16 protein-coding genes are annotated in these 20,373 nt (G+C 56.4%); 14 read left to right on the top strand and 2 right to left on the bottom strand.

What is annotated here, in order from left to right; all coding sequences use genetic code 11:
* Window positions 1-63: 63 nt before the first annotated feature.
* From DXXMK7_RS22850 to DXXMK7_RS18250, 10 genes are all read left to right on the top strand, one after another.
* Complete coding sequence (locus DXXMK7_RS22850; protein ID WP_157987359.1) at window positions 64-222, top strand: hypothetical protein; 159 nt, start codon at window positions 64-66, stop codon at window positions 220-222.
* Window positions 215-2,191, top strand: a complete 1,977-nt coding sequence (speA, locus tag DXXMK7_RS18290; RefSeq protein ID WP_038665455.1) for a biosynthetic arginine decarboxylase — start codon at window positions 215-217, stop codon at window positions 2,189-2,191. The genes DXXMK7_RS22850 and speA overlap by 8 nt, the downstream gene beginning before the upstream one ends.
* A gap of 219 nt (window positions 2,192-2,410) precedes the next feature.
* Window positions 2,411-3,604 (top strand): MFS transporter TsgA, encoded by a 1,194-nt coding sequence (gene tsgA / locus DXXMK7_RS18285; protein WP_038920297.1) that lies wholly within the window; start codon window positions 2,411-2,413, stop codon window positions 3,602-3,604.
* Between the two features lie 443 nt (window positions 3,605-4,047).
* Window positions 4,048-6,042 carry a transketolase gene (gene tkt / locus DXXMK7_RS18280; protein ID WP_038920295.1) on the top strand — a complete coding sequence of 665 codons (1,995 nt, stop codon included), beginning with the start codon at window positions 4,048-4,050 and terminating at the stop codon, window positions 6,040-6,042.
* A 325-nt stretch (window positions 6,043-6,367) separates the two neighbouring features.
* The gene (gene epd, locus DXXMK7_RS18275; protein WP_038920294.1) at window positions 6,368-7,384 is read left to right on the top strand and encodes an erythrose-4-phosphate dehydrogenase; all 1,017 of its coding nucleotides are present in this window, start codon (window positions 6,368-6,370) and stop codon (window positions 7,382-7,384) included.
* Window positions 7,385-7,451: 67 nt separating this feature from the next.
* On the top strand, window positions 7,452-8,615 hold the full coding sequence (gene pgk / locus DXXMK7_RS18270) for a phosphoglycerate kinase (protein WP_038920293.1): 1,164 nt from the start codon (window positions 7,452-7,454) through the stop codon (window positions 8,613-8,615).
* A 185-nt stretch (window positions 8,616-8,800) separates the two neighbouring features.
* Entirely contained in the window at window positions 8,801-9,877 is a 1,077-nt protein-coding gene (fbaA, locus tag DXXMK7_RS18265) for a class II fructose-bisphosphate aldolase (protein ID WP_024107364.1), read from the top strand.
* A 91-nt stretch (window positions 9,878-9,968) separates the two neighbouring features.
* Entirely contained in the window at window positions 9,969-10,853 is an 885-nt protein-coding gene (gene mscS, locus DXXMK7_RS18260) for a small-conductance mechanosensitive channel MscS (protein ID WP_038920292.1), read from the top strand.
* 157 nt (window positions 10,854-11,010) lie between these two features.
* Window positions 11,011-11,811, top strand: coding sequence for an IclR family transcriptional regulator (locus tag DXXMK7_RS18255; RefSeq protein WP_167389581.1), 801 nt, complete (start codon window positions 11,011-11,013; stop codon window positions 11,809-11,811).
* Between the two features lie 122 nt (window positions 11,812-11,933).
* Complete coding sequence (locus DXXMK7_RS18250; RefSeq protein WP_038920291.1) at window positions 11,934-12,662, top strand: oxidative stress defense protein; 729 nt, start codon at window positions 11,934-11,936, stop codon at window positions 12,660-12,662.
* A 53-nt stretch (window positions 12,663-12,715) separates the two neighbouring features.
* Here the strand turns inward: DXXMK7_RS18250 and DXXMK7_RS18245 are convergent, their stop codons facing one another.
* Window positions 12,716-13,609 (bottom strand): LysR family transcriptional regulator ArgP, encoded by an 894-nt coding sequence (locus DXXMK7_RS18245; RefSeq protein WP_038665480.1) that lies wholly within the window; start codon window positions 13,607-13,609, stop codon window positions 12,716-12,718.
* Between the two features lie 195 nt (window positions 13,610-13,804).
* Here DXXMK7_RS18245 and rpiA point away from each other — a divergent pair, with 195 nt between their 5' ends.
* Window positions 13,805-14,467, top strand: coding sequence for a ribose-5-phosphate isomerase RpiA (gene rpiA, locus DXXMK7_RS18240; protein WP_038920289.1), 663 nt, complete (start codon window positions 13,805-13,807; stop codon window positions 14,465-14,467).
* A 303-nt stretch (window positions 14,468-14,770) separates the two neighbouring features.
* Window positions 14,771-16,003, top strand: coding sequence for a phosphoglycerate dehydrogenase (gene serA / locus DXXMK7_RS18235; RefSeq protein ID WP_038920288.1), 1,233 nt, complete (start codon window positions 14,771-14,773; stop codon window positions 16,001-16,003).
* An 87-nt stretch (window positions 16,004-16,090) separates the two neighbouring features.
* Here the strand turns inward: serA and DXXMK7_RS18230 are convergent, their stop codons facing one another.
* Window positions 16,091-17,092 (bottom strand): zinc-binding alcohol dehydrogenase family protein, encoded by a 1,002-nt coding sequence (locus DXXMK7_RS18230; RefSeq protein WP_038921127.1) that lies wholly within the window; start codon window positions 17,090-17,092, stop codon window positions 16,091-16,093.
* A 110-nt stretch (window positions 17,093-17,202) separates the two neighbouring features.
* Here DXXMK7_RS18230 and DXXMK7_RS18225 point away from each other — a divergent pair, with 110 nt between their 5' ends.
* Window positions 17,203-18,099 carry a LysR family transcriptional regulator gene (locus DXXMK7_RS18225; protein WP_038920287.1) on the top strand — a complete coding sequence of 299 codons (897 nt, stop codon included), beginning with the start codon at window positions 17,203-17,205 and terminating at the stop codon, window positions 18,097-18,099.
* A 508-nt stretch (window positions 18,100-18,607) separates the two neighbouring features.
* Window positions 18,608-20,314: a methyl-accepting chemotaxis protein gene (locus DXXMK7_RS18220; protein WP_038920286.1), complete on the top strand. Its 1,707-nt coding sequence runs from the start codon at window positions 18,608-18,610 to the stop codon at window positions 20,312-20,314.
* Window positions 20,315-20,373: the final 59 nt, after the last annotated feature.

Here is a 20,373-nt window from a genome sequence, read left to right as displayed (position 1 = left end):
TTGCATTCTTCCTGGTGATGTTTTCCCTGGTTTTCACCGACCCGAACCTCGGAGTCTGACATCGTGTTTTACACTAATAAGAGTCATAAAACGGCGGCATACTACTGCCCGTCGGGTTTTTCACTGCCGACGTTGCGCGCTTTTGCCGTGCCGCCGGTGTTTGTTGCGGGAAAAAATGTGATTATTCATCAAGAAGTGGAAGAAGGGGATCGCCATGTCTGACGATATGATTCAACCGTACTCGTCAGCGGCGGGTAAACACGATCATCTGCGCTCCATGCAGGAGGTAGCCATGAATGACCGCGACGCCAGCGAGATGCTGAGAACCTATAATATTGCCTGGTGGGGCAACAACTATTACGACGTCAACGAGCTGGGGCACATCAGCGTGTGCCCGGATCCGGATGTGCCGGAAGCGCGCGTTGACCTGGCCAAGCTGGTGAAAACCCGTCAACAGGGCAACCAGCGTCTGCCAGCGCTATTCTGCTTCCCGCAGATTTTGCAGCACCGTCTGCGCTCCATCAACGCGGCGTTTAAACGCGCGCGTGAGTCCTTCGGCTATGAAGGCGGCTATTTCCTGGTATATCCCATCAAAGTTAACCAGCATCGCCGCGTGATTGAATCGTTGATCAATTCAGGCGAGCCGCTGGGACTGGAGGCGGGTTCCAAAGCCGAACTGATGGCGGTGCTGGGCCACGCCGGTATGACCCGCTCCGTAATCGTCTGCAACGGCTATAAAGATCGCGAGTACATCCGTTTGGCGCTGATCGGCGAAAAGCTGGGCCACAAGGTGTATCTGGTCATCGAAAAGATGTCGGAAATCAACATGGTGCTGGAAGAAGCCGAGCGGCTGAACGTGGTGCCGCGTTTGGGCGTGCGCGCTCGTCTGGCATCGCAGGGCTCCGGCAAATGGCAGTCGAGCGGCGGCGAGAAATCCAAGTTCGGCCTGGCGGCGACGCAGGTACTGCAACTGGTAGAACTGCTGCGCAAGGCCAATCGCCTCGACAGCCTGCAACTGCTGCATTTCCATCTCGGCTCACAGTTGGCGAACATCCGCGATATCGCGACTGGCGTGCGTGAATCGGCGCGTTTCTACGTCGAACTGCACAAGCTGGGCGTCAACATCCAATGCTTTGACGTGGGCGGCGGTCTGGGCGTCGATTATGAAGGAACCCGTTCGCAGTCCGACTGTTCGGTCAACTACGGCCTGAACGAATACGCCAACAACGTCATTTGGGGTATCGGCGACGCCTGTAACGAATACGGTCTGCCGCACCCGACGGTGATCACCGAATCCGGACGCGCCGTCACCGCGCATCACACCGTACTGGTGTCCAACATCATCGGGGTGGAACGCAACGAATTCAGCGAGCCGGTAGCGCCGGATGAAGACGCGCCGCGCGCGCTGGAAAGCCTGTGGAATACCTGGCAGGAAATCAAGGAGCCGGGCAACCGTCGCTCTTTACGCGAGTGGCTGCACGACAGCCAGATGGACCTGCACGACATCCACACTCAATACACCCACGGCATGTTGGATTTGACCCAACGCGCGCAGGCGGAGCAGCTGTATCTCAATATCTGTCAGCAGATTCAGCAGCAGCTTGATCCGAGCAACCGCGCCCACCGGCCGATTATCGATGAACTGCAGGAGCGTATGGCGGACAAGCTGTACGTCAACTTCTCGCTGTTCCAGTCGATGCCGGATGCTTGGGGGATCGATCAGTTGTTCCCGGTGCTGCCGCTGGAAGGGCTGGACAAGCCGCCGCAGCGTCGTGCGGTGCTGCTGGATATCACCTGTGATTCCGATGGCGCCATCGACCACTATGTCGACGGCGACGGCGTCGCCACCACCATGCCGATGCCGCCGTATGACCCGGAAAACCCGCCGCTGCTGGGCTTTTTCATGGTCGGCGCTTATCAGGAAATTCTCGGCAACATGCATAACCTGTTCGGCGACACCTCCACCGTGGACGTGTTCGTATTCCAGGACGGCACCGTCGAACTGGAAGAGTCGGACGAAGGCAACACCGTGGCCGATATGCTGGAATATGTGCAGTTGGACCCGGACGTGCTGATGTCCCGCTTCCGCGATCAGGTCAAGGAAACCGATCTGGCGCCGGAACTGCAAGCACAATTCCTTGAAGAATTTGAAACCGGCTTGTACGGTTATACGTATCTGGAAGACGAATAATATTTCGTACGGAAAGGTTGAGTACTGAAGAGGTACTCAACCTTTTTCTTTTTCAGGGTGGCAGAATAGCCGGTTCTGATTGCTCTGCGGAATCGGGTTCCAGTTAGTATGTTGTTGCATACGGCTTATAAATACTTTGATGATAACGTTGTGGCGCAATACCGATACTGAATGTGGTATGGCATTGCGCTTTTCATATTTGATGACAGGAAAGGGTATATGTCTGATCTGAATCGTCAGCGGCTATTTTTTACCAGCTGCTTTTCCTATGCGTTGACCGGTGCGCTGGTTATCGTGACCGGTATGGTCATGGGTGATATCGCCCAGTACTTCAATGTTCCGATAGCCAATATGAGCAATACCTTTACGTTTCTGAACGCCGGTATTTTGCTGTCCATTTTCCTCAATGTGTGGCTGATGGATATTTTCCCGCTGAAAAAACAGTTGGTCTTCGGTTTTGTCCTGATCGTGCTGTCGATCATCGGGCTGTTCGTGGGTAAATCGCTGGCTGTCTTTTCCGTCTGTATGTTTACGCTGGGCGTGGTCAGCGGCATTACCATGTCGATCGGCACCTTCCTGATTACGCAACTGTATTCCGGCCGCCAGCGCGGCGCCCGTCTGTTGTTCACCGATTCGTTTTTCAGTATGGCCGGCATGATTTTCCCGATTGTGGCCGCGGCATTATTGTCCCGCCATTTCGGATGGTACTGGATTTACGCCTGTATCGGGCTGCTGTACGTGGCGATTCTGGTGCTGACGCTGTTGTCTGACTTCCCCGCCATCGGCACGGATAAAACCAGCGCTCAGAAAACGGCTGTCGAGACGGAAAAATGGGGCATGGGCGTAGTATTTCTGTCGATCGCCGCGCTGTGCTACATCCTGGGACAACTGGCGTTTATCCAGTGGGTGCCGGAGTATGTGACCAAATCCTTTGGCATGAGCATCGGCGATGCCGGCGAACTGGTCAGCAGTTTCTGGACGTCATACATGATCGGCATGTGGGTGTTTAGCTTTGTGCTCAAGTTCTTTGATTTGCAGCGCGTCGTTACCGTACTGGCTATTCTGGCCGCCGGGGCGATGTACCTGTTCGTGAGCAGCGATCAGCCCCAATTGCTGAAATACTTCATCTTCGGCCTGGGCTTTATTTCCAGCGCTATCTACACCACGCTGATTACGCTGGGTTCCCAGCAGACTAAAGTGCCGTCGCCGAAACTGGTGAACTTCATTCTGACCTGCGGAACGGTCGGGACCATGCTGACCTTTATCGTCACCGGGCCGATCGTACAACACTTTGGCGTGCATGCCGCACTGGTGACCGCCAACGGCCTGTATTTTGTGGTGTTCGTGATGTGCTTCCTGCTGGGGCTGGTGACCCGTCACCGTCTGCACGGGCATGAGGCCGCCGCGCATTAATCGGGGATAAACTCCGGCCAGTAACACCAAAAGGCATCCCTGGGGATGCCTTTTTTTATCAATCTTTCTGATGGATGCCGCGTGATTGTTTAGCGGACGCGCTCGCCCCGAGCCAGACGAACCGCCGCCCCGGTGAGTGCTGCGATTATATCCGTGCAAAATTATACCGCCCAAATGTAATGAAAAATCGCGGGCGTAAACAGGCAAAGCTGCTACATCGTGTGAGCTGGAACGAATAAAACCGCCCTGATAAAGCGAAAAGCCTGCTATCCGGCCTGCATGTCAGCAGATCCGTGCGTTTTTTCCGCTTGCTGTTCCATGTGCAATCGGCCGGGTTTTCATGTACATTTGTGGATATCTTTTCTTTGCCTTTTTGAGCTAACACATTGATTAATATGTTTTATGTTCGACAGGCAACTGTTCAATCCGATCTGGAGTAAAGCATGTCCTCTCGTAAAGAACTTGCCAATGCTATCCGTGCGTTGAGTATGGATGGCGTGCAGAAGGCCAAATCTGGTCATCCGGGCGCACCGATGGGTATGGCGGATATCGCCGAAGTCCTGTGGCGTGACCATTTGAACCACAATCCGGCCAACCCGCACTGGGCCAACCGTGACCGCTTCGTGCTGTCCAACGGCCACGCATCCATGCTGATCTACAGCCTGCTGCACCTGACCGGTTACGATCTGCCGATTGAAGAACTGAAAAACTTCCGCCAGCTGCACTCCAGAACGCCGGGTCACCCGGAAGTGGGTTATACGCTGGGCGTGGAAACCACCACCGGCCCGTTGGGCCAGGGGATCGCCAACGCAGTCGGTATGGCGATTGCCGAGCGCACGCTGGCGGCGCAGTTCAACCGTCCGGGTCATGACATCGTTGACCACCACACCTATGTGTTCCTGGGTGACGGTTGCATGATGGAAGGGATTTCCCATGAAGTCTGTTCGCTGGCCGGGACCCTGAAACTGGGCAAACTGGTCGCCTTCTACGACGACAACGGCATTTCCATCGACGGCCACATCGAGGGCTGGTTTACCGATGACACCGCCGCCCGTTTCGAATCCTACGGCTGGCATGTAGTGCGCGGTGTTGACGGCCACGACGCCGACGCTATCCAGCGCGCCATCAAAGAAGCGCAGAGCGTGACCGACAAACCGTCGTTGCTGCTGTGCAAGACCGTGATCGGTTTCGGTTCGCCGAACAAGGCCGGCACCCACGATTCCCACGGCGCGCCGCTGGGCGACGCCGAAGTGGCCGCCACCCGCGAACAGCTGGGCTGGAAATACGGTCCGTTTGAAATCCCGGCTGATATCTACGCCGCCTGGGATGCCCGCCAAGCCGGTCAGAGCAAAGAAGCGGCCTGGCAACAGGCGTTCAACGCTTACGCCAGCGCTTATCCGGAACTGGCTGCCGAATTCACCCGTCGCGTTAGCGGCGAACTGCCGGCTAGCTGGCAGGCGGAGTCGGCTAAGGTGATCGAACAACTGCAGGCCAATCCGGCCAAGATCGCCAGCCGTAAAGCCTCGCAAAACGCGCTGGAAGCCTATGGCAAGCTGTTGCCGGAATTCCTGGGCGGTTCCGCCGACCTGGCGCCGAGCAACCTGACCATTTGGTCCGGTTCCAAAGCCTTGAATGAAGACCCGGCGGGCAACTACATCCACTACGGCGTGCGCGAATTCGGCATGACCGCTATCGCCAACGGTATCTCGCTGCACGGCGGCTTCGTGCCGTACACCGCGACCTTCCTGATGTTCGTTGAATATGCCCGTAACGCGGTGCGTATGGCGGCGCTGATGAAAGTGCGCAGCATCTATGTCTACACCCACGACTCTATCGGTCTGGGCGAAGACGGCCCGACCCACCAGCCGGTGGAACAGCTGGCCAGCCTGCGCGTGACGCCGAACATGAGCACCTGGCGCCCGGCGGATCAGGTAGAAACCGCGGTGGCCTGGAAATACGCCATTGAGCGCAAAGACGGCCCGACGGCGCTGATCCTGTCTCGTCAGAACCTGGCGCAGCAGGATCGTACCGCTCAGCAGTTGGCGGACGTCGCCAAAGGCGCCTATGTGCTGAAAGACAGCGGCGGCCAGCCGCAGCTGATTCTGATCGCGACCGGTTCTGAAGTGGAACTGGCGGTTGCCGCCTGGCAGAAACTGACCGACGAAGGCGTTAAGGCGCGCGTGGTGTCCATGCCGTCTACCGATGCGTTCGACAAACAGGATGCGGCCTACCGTGAAGCGGTACTGCCGTCTGCTGTGGCTGCCCGTGTGGCGATCGAAGCCGGCATCGCTGACTACTGGTACAAATATGTCGGTCTGAATGGCGCGATTGTCGGTATGGAAAGCTTTGGCGAATCCGCGCCGGCAGAAAAACTGTTCGACGTATTTGGCTTCACCACCGACAACGTGGTTGCGAAGGCGAAAGCATTGCTGAAATAAGCACATCGCTTTGTTAGCCTCTCATGCAAGGCCGGGATCGTCTCCCGGCCTTTTTTGATCCCGTCAGCTTTTTGGTAGCAAACCGTGCGGTAATTTTTTGACGCAGATCACTCTTCTGGCATCCGTCCTGTCGCCATATTTCCTTTGACCGGCAATTCGTTTATGCTAGCTGAAGCGTTTCAGTTGTTGGTGTGACAGCATTTGGCCGTCGGGATCCCAATCGGATCCGGTTCGCAGCCCACCGCGCGCAACAAGCGGTTTATTCCTGACGACGTACTGATTATTCTATGATGCGCGATGCTTTTATCACTACACAGGGAATTTCATGACAATCCGTATTGCGATAAACGGTTTTGGTCGCATAGGTCGTAGCGTACTGCGCGCGTTGTATGAGTCCGGTCGGCGGGCCGAGATTGCGGTAGTGGCGATTAACGAACTGGCCAACGCCGAAGGGATTGCCCACCTGCTTAAATACGACAGCAGTCATGGCCGCTTTTCGTGGGATGTGCGTCAGGAATGCGATCGTTTGTCGGTAGGGGATGACACTATCCGCCTGTTGCATGAGCCGGACCTTCGTTCCCTGCCGTGGGGGGAGCTTGGCGTCGATATCGTGCTGGATTGCAGCGGGGTATACGGCAGTCGCGCCGATGGCGAAGCCCATCTGGCGGCGGGGGCGAAGAAAGTGTTGTTCTCCCACCCCGGCGCGCCGGATCTCGACGCCACCATCGTGTACGGCGTCAACCATCCGGATTTGCAGCCGGTTCACCGTCTGGTGTCCAACGCGTCCTGCACCACCAACTGTATTATTCCGATTATCAAGCTGCTGGACGATGCGTACGGCATCGAGAGCGGCACCGTCACCACGATCCATGCATCGATGAACGACCAGCCGGTGATTGACGCTTATCACCATGACCTGAGGCGCACCCGTGCGGCCAGCCAGTCGATCATCCCGGTGGACACCAAACTGGCGGTGGGTATTACCCGTTTCTTTCCGAAATTTGAAGACCGTTTTGAGGCGATTTCGGTGCGGGTGCCGACCATCAATGTGACGGCCATTGACCTGAGCGTCAGTGTGAAAAACGCGGTAAACGTAAGTGAAATCAATACGCTGTTTCGTCAATCAGCGCAGAATACATTTCGTGGTATAGTTGACTATACCGATTTGCCGTTGGTTTCCGTGGATTTCAACCATGACCCGCATAGCGCGATTGTGGATGGAACGCAAACCCGGGTCAGCGGAGGGCATCTGATCAAGACGCTGGTCTGGTGCGATAACGAATGGGGCTTTGCCAACCGGATGTTGGATACAACTCGGGCGATGGCGGCCTGCGGTTTCTGATAGGCGGCGCCGGGAGACCGACGCCTCACTCAAGCAACTTTAAAGAGAATCAACAAGAGGATTCACCATGGCTGTAATTAAGATGACCGACCTGGATCTGGCTGGCAAACGCGTGCTGATCCGTGCGGATCTGAACGTGCCGGTTAAAGATGGCAAAGTGACGTCTGACGCCCGTATCCGCGCTTCCCTGCCGACCATTGAAATCGCCCTGAAGCAGGGTGCCCGCGTGATGGTGACATCCCACCTGGGCCGTCCGACCGAAGGTGAGTACAACGAAGAATTCTCCCTGCTGCCGGTCGTGAACTACCTGAAAGATCGCCTGTCTTCACCGGTGCGTCTGGCGAAAGACTACCTGGACGGCGTTGACGTAGCGGAAGGCGAACTGGTTGTGCTGGAAAACGTCCGCTTCAACAAAGGCGAGAAGAAAGACGACGAAGTCCTGTCCAAAAAATACGCCGCGCTGTGTGACGTGTTCGTGATGGATGCGTTCGGTACCGCGCACCGCGCCCAGGCTTCTACCCACGGCGTGGGCAAATTCGCGCCGATCGCCTGTGCCGGTCCGCTGCTGTCCGACGAACTGGAAGCGCTGGGCAAAGCGCTGGGCAACCCGGCCCGTCCGATGGTCGCTATCGTAGGCGGTTCTAAAGTTTCCACTAAACTGACCGTGCTGGACTCGCTGTCCAAAATCGCTGACCAGCTGATCGTCGGCGGCGGTATCGCCAATACCTTCGTGGCCGCTCAGGGCCATAACGTCGGTAAATCGCTGTATGAAGCAGAACTGATTCCGGAAGCGAAGAAACTGCTGGAAACCTGTGATATTCCGGTACCAAGCGACGTTCGCGTTGCTACGGAATTCTCCGAAACTGCCACGGCGACATTGAAATCCGTTGCCGCCATTAAAGATGATGAACAGATTCTGGACCTGGGCGATGTGTCCGCAGAGCGTCTGGCTGAAATTCTGAAAAACGCCAAAACTATTCTGTGGAATGGCCCGGTCGGCGTATTCGAATTCCCGAACTTCCGTAAAGGTACGGAAATCATCGCCAATGCCATCGCCAACAGCGACGCGTTCTCCATCGCAGGCGGCGGCGATACGCTGGCGGCGATCGATCTGTTCGGCATTGCCGACAAGATCTCCTATATTTCTACCGGTGGCGGCGCTTTCCTGGAGTTCGTGGAAGGTAAAAAACTGCCGGCGGTGGTAATGCTGGAAGAGCGCGCTCGTCAGTAAGCGGTTTTAATCCGTTATCCGAAGCGGGAAACACGCCCGCTTCCGGTTGCCCGGTCAGCGGCCGGGCAACCAGCAAGTAAATCGTGCAGTAAAGCGTAATGATGCCGGCACAATCGCGGTTATGTCGGTAAGTAGCAACAGACAAATCTCTAACCCTCCACGGCCAACGAAACAGGACACGTGACATGTCTAAAATCTTTGATTTCGTAAAACCTGGTGTCATCACGGGTGATGACGTTCAGAAAGTATTCGCAATTGCCAAAGAAAACCACTTTGCATTGCCGGCGGTTAACTGTGTCGGTACCGACTCTATTAACGCCGTTCTGGAAGCCGCAGCCAAAGTGCGCGCGCCGGTAATCGTTCAGTTCTCCAACGGCGGCGCTGTATTTACCGCTGGTAAAGGTCTGAAAGCTGAAGGTCAGCAGGCGGCAATTCTGGGTGCGATTTCTGGCGCTCACCATGTACATCAGTTGGCTGAGCATTATGGCGTGCCGGTGATTCTGCACACTGACCATTGCGCGAAGAAACTGCTGCCGTGGCTGGACGGCCTGCTGGACGCCGGCGAGAAGCACTATGCCGCCACGGGTAAACCGCTGTTCTCTTCCCACATGATCGACCTGTCTGAAGAATCTCTGGAAGAAAACATCGAGATTTGCAGCAAGTATCTGGCGCGTATGGCCAAACTGGACATGACGCTGGAAATCGAACTGGGTTGCACCGGCGGCGAAGAAGACGGCGTGGACAACAGCCATCTGGACAACTCCGCGCTGTACACCCAGCCGGAAGACGTGGCTTACGCCTACGAAAAACTGAACGCCATCAGCCCGCGTTTCACCATCGCGGCGTCCTTCGGCAACGTACACGGCGTGTACAAGCCGGGTAACGTTCAGTTGACGCCGAAAATCCTGCGCAACTCTCAGGAATTCGTGTCCAAAAAATTCAACCTGCCGCACAACAGCCTGGATTTCGTATTCCACGGCGGTTCCGGTTCTTCTGCGGAAGAAATCGCCGAAGCGGTCAGCTACGGTGTGGTGAAGATGAACATCGACACCGACACCCAGTGGGCGACCTGGGAAGGCATCCTGAACTACTACAAGAAAAACGAAGGCTATCTGCAGGGCCAGCTGGGCAACCCGGAAGGCAGCGACAAGCCGAACAAGAAATACTATGACCCGCGTGTCTGGCTGCGTGCCGGTCAGGCGAGCATGGTAGCTCGTCTGGAAAAAGCGTTTAAAGAACTGAACGCGATCGACGTGCTGTAATTTTCTCAGTATGGTTTGACTAAGGCTCCTACGGGAGCCTTAATTTTATCTGCGCACAGATGACGCTAATAACGCTAACAGGAGCGAACAGATGGAAGAACTCAACGTAGCCGAAAGCATGGGTCGCCTGCAGTCATGGCTGGTAAACAACCAACATATCTTGCTGCAGTACGCGGTGAATATTGTCGCTTCGCTGGTGATCCTGTGCATCGGGATGCTTATCGCCCGCATTATGTCGAACACGATAAACCGGCTGATGGTGGCTCGCGGCATCGACGTCACGGTGGCGGATTTTCTGTCCGCGCTGGTGCGCTACGGTATCATCGCTTTTACGCTGATCGCGGCGTTAAGCCGGGTCGGGGTGCAGACCGCATCGGTCATTGCCGTACTGGGCGCCGCCGGCCTGGCGGTCGGTCTGGCGTTGCAAGGCTCGCTGTCGAACTTTGCCGCCGGGGTGCTGCTGGTGGTGTTCCGGCCGTTTCGTACCGGCGAATCGGTGGATCTGGGCGGAGTCGCCGGTACGGTGACGCAGGTGCAGATTTTCTCCACCACGCTGCTGACCGCCGACGGTAAAGTCATCGTGGTGCCGAACGGCAAGATTATCGCCGGCAATATCACCAACAGTTCCCGTGAGCCGGATCGCCGCACCGAAATTATTGTCGGCGTGGCGTATGACGCGGATATCGATGTGGTGAAAAAGGTGTTGGGCGACATTGTGGCGGCGGATACGCGCATCCTGCAGGATAAGGGCGTCACCATTCGTTTGAATGAAATGGGCGCTTCCTCGCTCAATTTCGTCGTGCGGGTATGGACCACCAACGGCGATGCGGCGGCGGTGTACTGGGACCTGCTGGAAAGCTTCAAACGCGCGTTGGATGAACACCGTATCGGTATTCCCTACCCGCAGATGGACGTGCACCTGCATCAGGCCGCTTCTTCGGCGCAGACGGGCTCCCAGGGCGCGCCTACGCTGTAACAACACGCCTCCGGTCGGCACCTGATGACGGCGCGGAGGCGGTTTCCTCTATTGCATCACATAAAATGCTGTTTCATGATGGTCCCCGTCCCGTCAGAGGTTGATGTCCTGGCGGGCGTTATGATGAGGAAGATCAGACGTGATAAATGAACATAGCATTGATGAAGAGGGGAAGGCGGAAAAGCCGCTGGGTAGCCAAAGCCTGTTTCGCGGTTTGCAGTTGATCGAAATACTGAGCGATTACCCCAACGGGTGCCCGCTGGCGCGGATTGCCGAGTTGTCCGGCATGAACAAAAGCACCGTCCACCGTTTGTTGCAAGGGCTGGCCGGGTGCGGTTATGTCGCGCCGGCACGCCAGCCGGGCAGCTATCGCCTGACCACCAAGTTCATCGCTATCGGGCAGAAGGCGCTTTCGTCGCTAAATGTGTTGCACGTGGCGGCGCCGCACCTTGAAGAACTCAACCTGACGGTGGGCGAGACCGTCAATTTTTCAACCCGTGAAGACGACCACGCCATCCTGATTTACAAGCTGGAACCCACCACCGGCATGATGCGTACCCGTGCTTATATCGGACAGCATATGTCTCTGCACAGTTCGGCGATGGGCAAGATTTTCATGGCCTATGGCGCAGATGACTACCCGGCCGAATACTGGCATACCCATCAGGACAGCATTCGTCCGCTGACCGATAATACCATCATCGAACTACCCGACATGGAGCGGGAACTGGCGGAGATTCGTCGCCAGGGGCTGGCAATGGATCGGGAAGAGAATGAACTGGGCGTCTCCTGTATTTCCGCGCCGGTGTTTGATATTCAGCATCGGGTGGTTTATGCCGTTTCCATTTCGCTGTCGATGGCGCGTTTGCAGCAGATTGGCATTGATGCGCTGGTCGCGCCGTTGCAGGAAACCGCCCGGAACATTTCCCACGAGCTGGGCTTTACGCCGTCGGCGTAAGCGTCTTCGTCCGGTTTTCATCCGGTTACGTCATTCTTAACCGGTATTCGGACATTCGCCTATATTGAATGGAGCCTGCCCGCGGTAGGCTTTGTCATTCACTCACATGCAAAGGGGATAACGTGAAGCTGAAAGTTCTGGCACTGACCACTCTGCTTGGTATTGGTCTGTCGTCGATGACGGTTCAGGCCGGCAATGAATTACCCAGCGGGCCGCACATCGTGACTTCCGGCACCGCCAGCGTCGATGCGACGCCGGATATCGCCCGGCTGGCGATAGAAGTCAGCGTTTCATCCAAGGATGTGGCCGACGCCAAAAAGCAGGTGGATGAACGGGTCGCGCAATACTTTGCTTTTCTTGATAAAAGCGGTATCGATAAAAAAGATATTAACGCCGCCAACCTGCGCACGCAGCCGGAGTACGACTACCTGAAAAACGGCGGTTCGGTGCTGAAAGGCTACCGGGCGGTGCGCCAGGTGGAGGTGACATTACGCCAGTTGGACAAACTCAACGAACTGCTGGACGGCGCGCTCAAGTCCGGTCTTAACGAGATTCGGGCGGTGGATCTGGGCGTCGCCAATCCGGACGCCTACCGCGAGCAGGCGCGCAAAAAAGCGATAGAACAGGCAACGCAGCAGGCGCAGTCGCTGGCTAGCGGGTTTAACGCCGCGCTGGGGCCTGTTTACAGCATCCGCTATCACGTCGCCAATTATCAGCCGGTGCCGGTCGCCCGCATGTTTAAAACGGCCGACATGGTGGCGCAAAGCGAAGTCTCTCAGACCTACGAACAACAGACCATTCACTTTGACGATCAGGTGGATGTGGTGTTTGAACTGCAACGCGCCCCCTGAGCCGGGCGCGGCGCAGCCCTAAAATAGACTGAATAGGGCTGCGGTTTTTAACGTCAGGACTGGCGCAGAACCTGACGCCCATGCGTGAGCAGGGCGTCGGTGACCTGCCGCATCATCCGGCTTTCCGGTGCAAAACGATGCCAGTACAGCATGCGGCGCTGGAACAGTCCCGGCGTCAGGTCGATCAGCTCGCCATTGGCCAGTTCTCTCTCGATTTGCAAATGGGGGATCATACAGCAGGTGGTGCCCTGACGAGCGAGCTGAACGAAGGCTTCGGACGAGTTAACGATGTGGCAGGGTACGCTGCCGGGCGGCAGATCGAAGTTCTGCTGCAAAAACGCCTGATGCATGTCATCCAGATGGTCGAACGCCACCACCGGCGCGCGCAGCAACGCGGAGCGGGTCACGCCGTTCGGGAAGTAACGGTTGGCGAATCCCGGCGACGCGACGAACAGGTAGTCCAGCGCGCCCAGTTTATCCACCAGACAGCTTGGCAACGGCTGAGGCTGAATACTCACCGCGCCCACCACTTCACCCCGGCGCAGGCGCTCCTGGGTGCGGGTTTCATCTTCCACCTGCAGATTCAGCCGGATCGGCGAATCCACCAGCACCGGTTGCAGCGCGGGCAGCAGCCAGGTCGCCAGGCTGTCGGCGTTGACCGCCAGCGACAGCAACAGCGGCGTTTCGCTGCTATTTTCGTTGCCCAGCCACTCTTCTTCCAGCAATTCCACCTGATGCAACAGCGCCAGCAGCTTCTGCCCTTGCTCGGTCGGACGCGGCGGAATCGTTCTCACCAGCAGCGGCTGGCCGAATAGGTTCTCCAGCTGTTTGATGCGCTGCGAGACGGCGGACTGTGTAATACAGAGTTTTTGTGCGGCGCGTTCAAAGCCTCGCTCACGGATCACGGCGTCCAGCGCCTGAAGGGTGCGATAGTCCGGGCGTTTCATGAAGGTGAAGATTCCTTTGCGTAAAAACCATTTCGGCAATATGCCACATTTTTGTGATGCACCGCCGAAAAAAATCGCCTGACTCTGCGCACGGAAGCTGAAATATTGCCGCGCTCAGGGTACAACCCTCTGCTTTTGAGCATGCCATGCCCTATAATACGCACACGTTTTCGTAGCTACAGGCACAAGCACACCATGACGCAGGATGAACTGAAAAAAGCCGTTGGCTGGGCCGCACTCGACTATGTTCGCCCCGGTACTATTGTTGGCGTGGGCACCGGCTCCACCGCCGCCCACTTTATTGATGCGCTGGGTTCGATCAAACATCAGATCGAAGGCGCAGTTTCCAGCTCGGACGCTTCCACCGCCAAGCTTAAAAGTTTGGGGATCCCGGTCTTTGACTGCAATGACGTCGATGTGCTCGATGTCTACGTGGATGGCGCGGATGAAATCAACCCGCACATGCAGATGATCAAGGGCGGCGGCGCGGCGCTGACCCGGGAAAAAATCGTGGCGGCGATCGCTCGTCAGTTTGTGTGTATTGTCGATGCGTCCAAACAGGTGGATGTGCTGGGACGTTTTCCGCTGCCGGTGGAAGTGATCCCGATGGCGCGCGCCTACGTGGCCCGCGAACTGGTCAAGCTGGACGGGCAGCCGGTATACCGCGACGGGGTGATTACCGACAACGGCAACATCATTCTGGATGTGCATAACATGGATCTGTCCGATGCGGTGGCGATGGAAAACCGTATCAATGGGCTGGCCGGCGTGGTGACGGTGGGATTGTTCGCCAATCGCGGCGCGGATGTCGCGCTGGTAGGCTCATCCGACGGGGTGAAAACGGTTCGCCTGAAATAACTCGTTGTTGTTTCTTGCCAACATCCGGTGACGCTAACGGCGGCCGGATTTTTTTATCTAAAAAATCCGGCTATTCTTAACGGCTCATTTTTGGTACTTAATATCAGTTTTTCTTATTTCGCATCATCCCTGTGTGGTCCGGCTGGTGGTTGGCAGTATTTTTTGCCATGAAACCGGCTGAGCGAGGTGGCGCGAAAAAATGGGCAGGCAATCGTTTGTATTGCCGCTTGCGTATTTTTTGTTATGTTTGCAGAGACCGGTTTGCAAACCGTCATATCTGAAGTCTGAAAATAAGGTCGGGAAATGGCAAAGGTATCACTGGAAAAAGACAAGATTAAGTTTCTGCTGCTGGAGGGTGTACACCCGAATGCGCTGGAGAATCTGCGCGCCGCAGGTTACACCAATATTGAATACCATAAGGGGGCGCTTGACCCGGAAGCGCTGAAAGCATCGATTCGCGATGCGCACTTTGTGGGGATTCGATCGCGCACGCATCTGACGGAAGAGGTTTTCGCCGCTGCCGAGAAACTGGTGGCCGTTGGTTGTTTCTGCATCGGCACCAATCAGGTTGAACTGCCGGCCGCGACCAAACGCGGTATTCCGGTCTTCAACGCGCCTTTTTCCAATACCCGTTCCGTGGCCGAACTGGTGATCGGCGAATTGCTGCTGCTGCTGCGCGGCATTCCGACCGCCAACGCCAAAGCTCACCGTGGTATCTGGCACAAACAGGCGGTTGGCTGCTTTGAAGCGCGTGGTAAGAAACTGGGCATTATTGGTTACGGTCACATCGGTACCCAACTGGGTATTCTGGCCGAAAGCCTGGGGATGCACGTTTATTTCTACGATATCGAAAGCAAATTGCCGCTGGGCAACGCCCAACAGGTACGTCATTTGTCCGATCTGCTGAACATGAGCGATGTGGTCAGCCTGCATGTGCCGGAAACCGACAGCACCCAGAATATGATCGGCGCCGAGGAACTGGCGCTGATGAAGCCGGGTTCTATCCTGATCAACGCATCGCGCGGCACCGTGGTGGACATTCCGGCGCTGAGCAATGCGCTTGCCAGCAAGCACCTCTCCGGCGCGGCTATCGACGTGTTCCCGCAGGAGCCGGCGACCAATAGCGATCCGTTCCTGTCGCCGCTGTGCGAGTTCGATAACGTGCTGCTGACGCCGCACATCGGCGGCTCTACTGAAGAAGCACAGGAGAACATTGGTGATGAAGTCGCCGGTAAGCTGGTGAAGTATTCCGACAATGGCTCCACGTTGTCTGCCGTCAACTTCCCGGAAGTGTCGCTGCCGACGCACAGCGACCGCGCCAGCCGTCTGCTGCACATTCATGAAAACCGCCCGGGTATCATGACGCAGATTAACCACATTTTTGCCGAGCAGGGCATCAACATTGCGGCGCAGTATCTGCAGACCAGCCCGGAAATCGGTTATGTGGTTATCGATGTGGAAACCGACGGCGCCGACACCGCGCTGCAACTGATGAAATCCATCCCTGGCACCATTCGCGCCCGTTTGCTGTACTAAGTGCGAGTGCCGGCCGGTTGTAACCGATAATTCGGCTTGATGAGGAAGCCAGCCCACCGGGCTGGCTTTTTTTACGCTGGTTTGGCGCTACAGCGTGATTACGACCTTGCCGCGCATATGACCGGCCAGTACGGCATCGTGCGCTTGTTTCAGCGTTGTCGTCGTCAGTCCGTTAAACGTCTGGCTGAGGGTGCCCTGCAATTCGCCGCTATCCACCCGTTGCGCCACCTCGCGCAGGATTTCTCCCTGACGCGCGATGTCCGGCGTAGTGAACATGCTGCGGGTAAACATGAATTCCCAGTGCAGCGCCGCGCTTTTCAGCTTAAGTTGATTCTGGTCCAACGGCCGGGTGTTTTCCACGATGGTGCAGATGTGCCCCATCGGTGCGATTAACCGGCTGATGGCATCCCAATGGCCGTCGGTGTCATTCAGGCAGAAAATGTAATCGACCTGCTCAATATTCTGCTTTTTCAATTCATCCACCAGATGGCGATAATCCACCACCAGATGCGCGCCCCGGTCGCGGCACCATTGTGCGGAGTCGGGACGGGAAGCGGTAGCGATGATCGTCGCTTCGCTGCGCTGCGCCGCCAGAGAAATAGCCAGCGAACCGACGCCGCCGGCGCCGCCGATAATCAGCAGCGTTTTACCTTTAGCCGCGTCCTGAATTTTCAGATGCTCGAATAATCCTTCCCAGGCGGTTAGGGCCGTCAGCGGCAGGGCGGCTGCTTCAGCCCAGTCCAGCGTGGCGGGTTTATGCGCGGCGATACGCGCATCGACCAGTTGGTGCGTGCTGTTGCTGCCGGGGCGGGTGATATCGCCCGCATACCAGATTTCGTCCCCAGGTTGAAAACCGCTTACCGCTGAGCCGGCCTTGATCACCACGCCGCTGGCGTCCCACCCAAGAATGCGCGGATGTTGCAGGCCGTCCCGACGCAACCCGGCATGAACTTTGGTATCTACCGGGTTAACCGATACCGCTTTTACGGCTACCAGCAGGTCGTGCTCGCCGGGTTGCGGTAATTCGGCGGTGATTTCTACGAAGTTCTCGGGTTGTCTGGGGTCAACGGCTATTGCTTTTACTGTCATGATGCGTTTTTCCATTGTTACGTGTTGGACTGCATAACAGTGTAGAACCTGTCGATAGTGCTGATAAGATGGACAATTACTAACTAAGTGTTCGGCTATGAAGAACAATTATGTTCAAACAATTACAGGATATGGCGCTATTTACGCTGGTGGCGGAATGCGGCAGTTTTACCGAAGCCGCCAGACAGGCGGGCATGGCCAAGTCGAGCCTTAGCCTGCGCATCAGCCAGTTGGAGCAGTCGCTGGGGCTACGGCTGTTTAACCGCACCACCCGCAAGCTCAACCTGACTTTTGCCGGCGAACGCTATCTGGTGCATTGCCGGGAGATGCGACAAGCCAGCGAACGCGCCGAGATGGCGATGCAGCATTTGCGCGATAACCCCAGCGGGCGTTTGCGGATCACCAGTCCGGCCGGCTTGGGGGCCACCCTGCTGGCGCGCCTGACCGCGGAGTTTCAGTCGCGCTTTCCGGCGGTTTCGCTGGATATCATTGTTGCCGACCGGGTAATCGATCTGGTGGAGGAAGGGTTTGACGCCGCGCTGCGCACCGGCAAGCCGCAGGATTCTTCCCTGATTGGCCGCTCGCTGGGGCGGGTTCCGCATTATCTGGTCGCGTCGGCCGGGTATCTGGCTGGCTCCGCGCCGATCGCGCATCCGCGTGAATTGCAGTCGCACCGGTGTATTGCACATCGAGCCTGGCCGGAGTGGGGTTTTCACCATGAAGCGGAGTATTTCCTCTGGCGACTGCCGCAGTCGCATATTACCGATAATTTGCTGTATGCCCGAGCCTGCGCGCTGGCCGGCGGCGGCATTACGTTGTTGCCGGAGTTCCTGTGCCGAGAGCAGTTGGACCGTGGCGAGCTGGTCTGCCTGTTGCCTGGGTGGCGGGCGGATACCAACGATCTGTATCTGATTTATCCCGGACGCAAACTGAATTCGCCCGCCCTGAACTGCTTTATTGATTTTGCCCTGAGTTTTGAGGCATTGTGTGATTATTCTGCTCGTTAAGCTGTATCTCGTTCTCCACGGAGCCGGAGATTTGATCACGCGTGATTACACGCTGCCCGTCCGCCTCGTCAGAGAACGTTATTGCTTGCCTTAATGGCTTCAAACCTGGTGGTTTTAAACCTCAGCGGTTTGAAACCGTGAAACCTTAATAACTTCATAGCTTCAAATCTTGCATCTTCTGGCTGCAAACGCGGTTTTTCCGGTTTATGTCCCTGCCACGCATGAATAACTCGGCCAGAAAAAGGAACCTGACCGTTTCTGTTGACCACTTATCAGCAGAGCATGCTACAGTCATCACGGTTTTTCTTTTTTAAAGAAACAACAATGCAATTAAATTAAAATGTTGTTTTGTTTTCCTGCTCCTGTGTGACGTCTGTTGCCTTTTTAGGCGCTTACGTGCAGTGGTCGGTGTTTGTCAGGAAAGAGTGAATGGCGCAAAGCTATACGTGCTTCTGCTGTTGACGCGGCGGAAGTGATCAGCATCCTGTAGTGAAAGTGAGAAATCGGAATGGCAGAACAAAAAGGGAATATCTCTTCCATAAATAACATTCGTCTTGTGACGCTCTTTATCACGCTGTTAACTATTATTCTGATTCTGTTTGCCCTCTCAATTGGTACTGCCAGTTATTTTCTCAAACAGAGTAATGCCTCTCTGGGGCGGGCTAATCTGGTGTCCGAGATCCGTGCCGGGATCAGCAGCAGCATGGACAATTTCCGTGTTTCCCGCCAGTTGCTGGTGCAGGCTGTAGCCGCATCGCGTATTGGTGATAAGGATTCCTACAATCAGGCTTTCAATGAAGGCATGGAACGCATCAAAAGCTCGCAGAAACGCTTTGATGACTATATGGCTCGCACCGATAAGTCGGATGAAGAGAAGGCGCTGGATGCTGACCTGACCACCAATTACACCGCCTATCGGGACAAAGTAATGGTGCCGATGGTGGAGTTTGTGCGTAACGGCGAATTCGAAAGCACCATTGAGCTGGAAACCTCGCTGGCGCGCCAGCTGGATACCAGTTATGCCGTGCAGGTACGAAAGGAAGTGAAATACCTGACGGACCATGCGAACAATATTAATACGCTGGCTTCTGATAATGCTCGTCTGGGGAATATCCTGATGGGCGTGTCGTTCATTCTGTCTATTCTGCTGGCAGCGTTGACTTATCTGGTGATCCGCCGGGCGATTCTGGTGCCGGTCAATGTGCTGATTACCCGTATCCAGAAAATTGCGCAGGGCGACCTGACGCAGCCGGCCGAAAATCTGGGGCGTAACGAAATCGGTATTCTGGGCCAAAACCTGCAGCATATGCAGGAGTCGTTGACCAACACCGTGACGGTGGTTCGTGAAGGCGCTGACTCTATTTATCAGGGCGCTTCCGAAATCAGCGCCGGCAACGTCGATCTTTCTTCCCGCACGGAACAACAGGCGGCGGCGCTGGAGCAGACGGCGGCCAGCATGGAAGAGTTGACCTCCACGGTGAAACAGAACTCGGATAACGCCAACCATGCCAGCCAGCTGGCGCGCAACGCCTCCGGTAAGGCGGAGCAGGGCGGCAATATCGTTCAGGATGTGGTGAAGACGATGGGGGATATTTCGTCCAGCTCGAAGAAAATCTCTGAAATTACCAGTGTTATCAATAGCATTGCTTTCCAGACCAACATTCTGGCGCTGAACGCCGCCGTAGAGGCTGCACGCGCTGGCGAGCAGGGCCGGGGCTTCGCGGTGGTTGCCGGAGAGGTGCGTAGTCTGGCGCAGCGTAGTGCGCAGGCGGCGAAAGAAATCGAATCTCTGATTGGCGAATCCGGCAGGCTGGTGGATACCGGTTCGGAACTGGTTGCCAGAGCCGGGAGTACGATGGAAGAGATTGTGAAAGCGGTAGTCAGCGTGACGGATATCATGGGGGAAATTGCTTCAGCGTCTGATGAGCAAAGCCGGGGCATCGGTCAGGTGAATCAGGCCGTGCTGGAGATGGAAGGCACAACCCAGCAGAACGCCGCGCTGGTGCAGGAGGCTTCGGCCGCCGCCGTCTCGCTGGAATCACAGGCTGAACGTTTGACTCAGGCGGTGGCGGTCTTCAAGCTGAGACACCACAAGGAAAACGAGCCGGGCCGCGCCTCGTTGCCATCCCGGCCGGTCGCTCAGCCGGTGCCGGCGGTAGCCGCTCTTGGTGCGGGCAGATCAGGCCGTAACGACCAGAACTGGGAAACGTTCTGATTGCAGTGATGTGTGGCGGTCATCAGCAGGCCACATATCTGATGGAATCAAATGCGATC

The organism is Dickeya sp. MK7 (assembly GCF_000406305.1).
Taxonomy (GTDB): Bacteria; Pseudomonadota; Gammaproteobacteria; order Enterobacterales; family Enterobacteriaceae; genus Dickeya; species Dickeya fangzhongdai.
The sequence above is the reverse complement of the archived record's forward strand: the minus strand, read 5'-3'. Positions and strand labels throughout refer to the sequence as shown.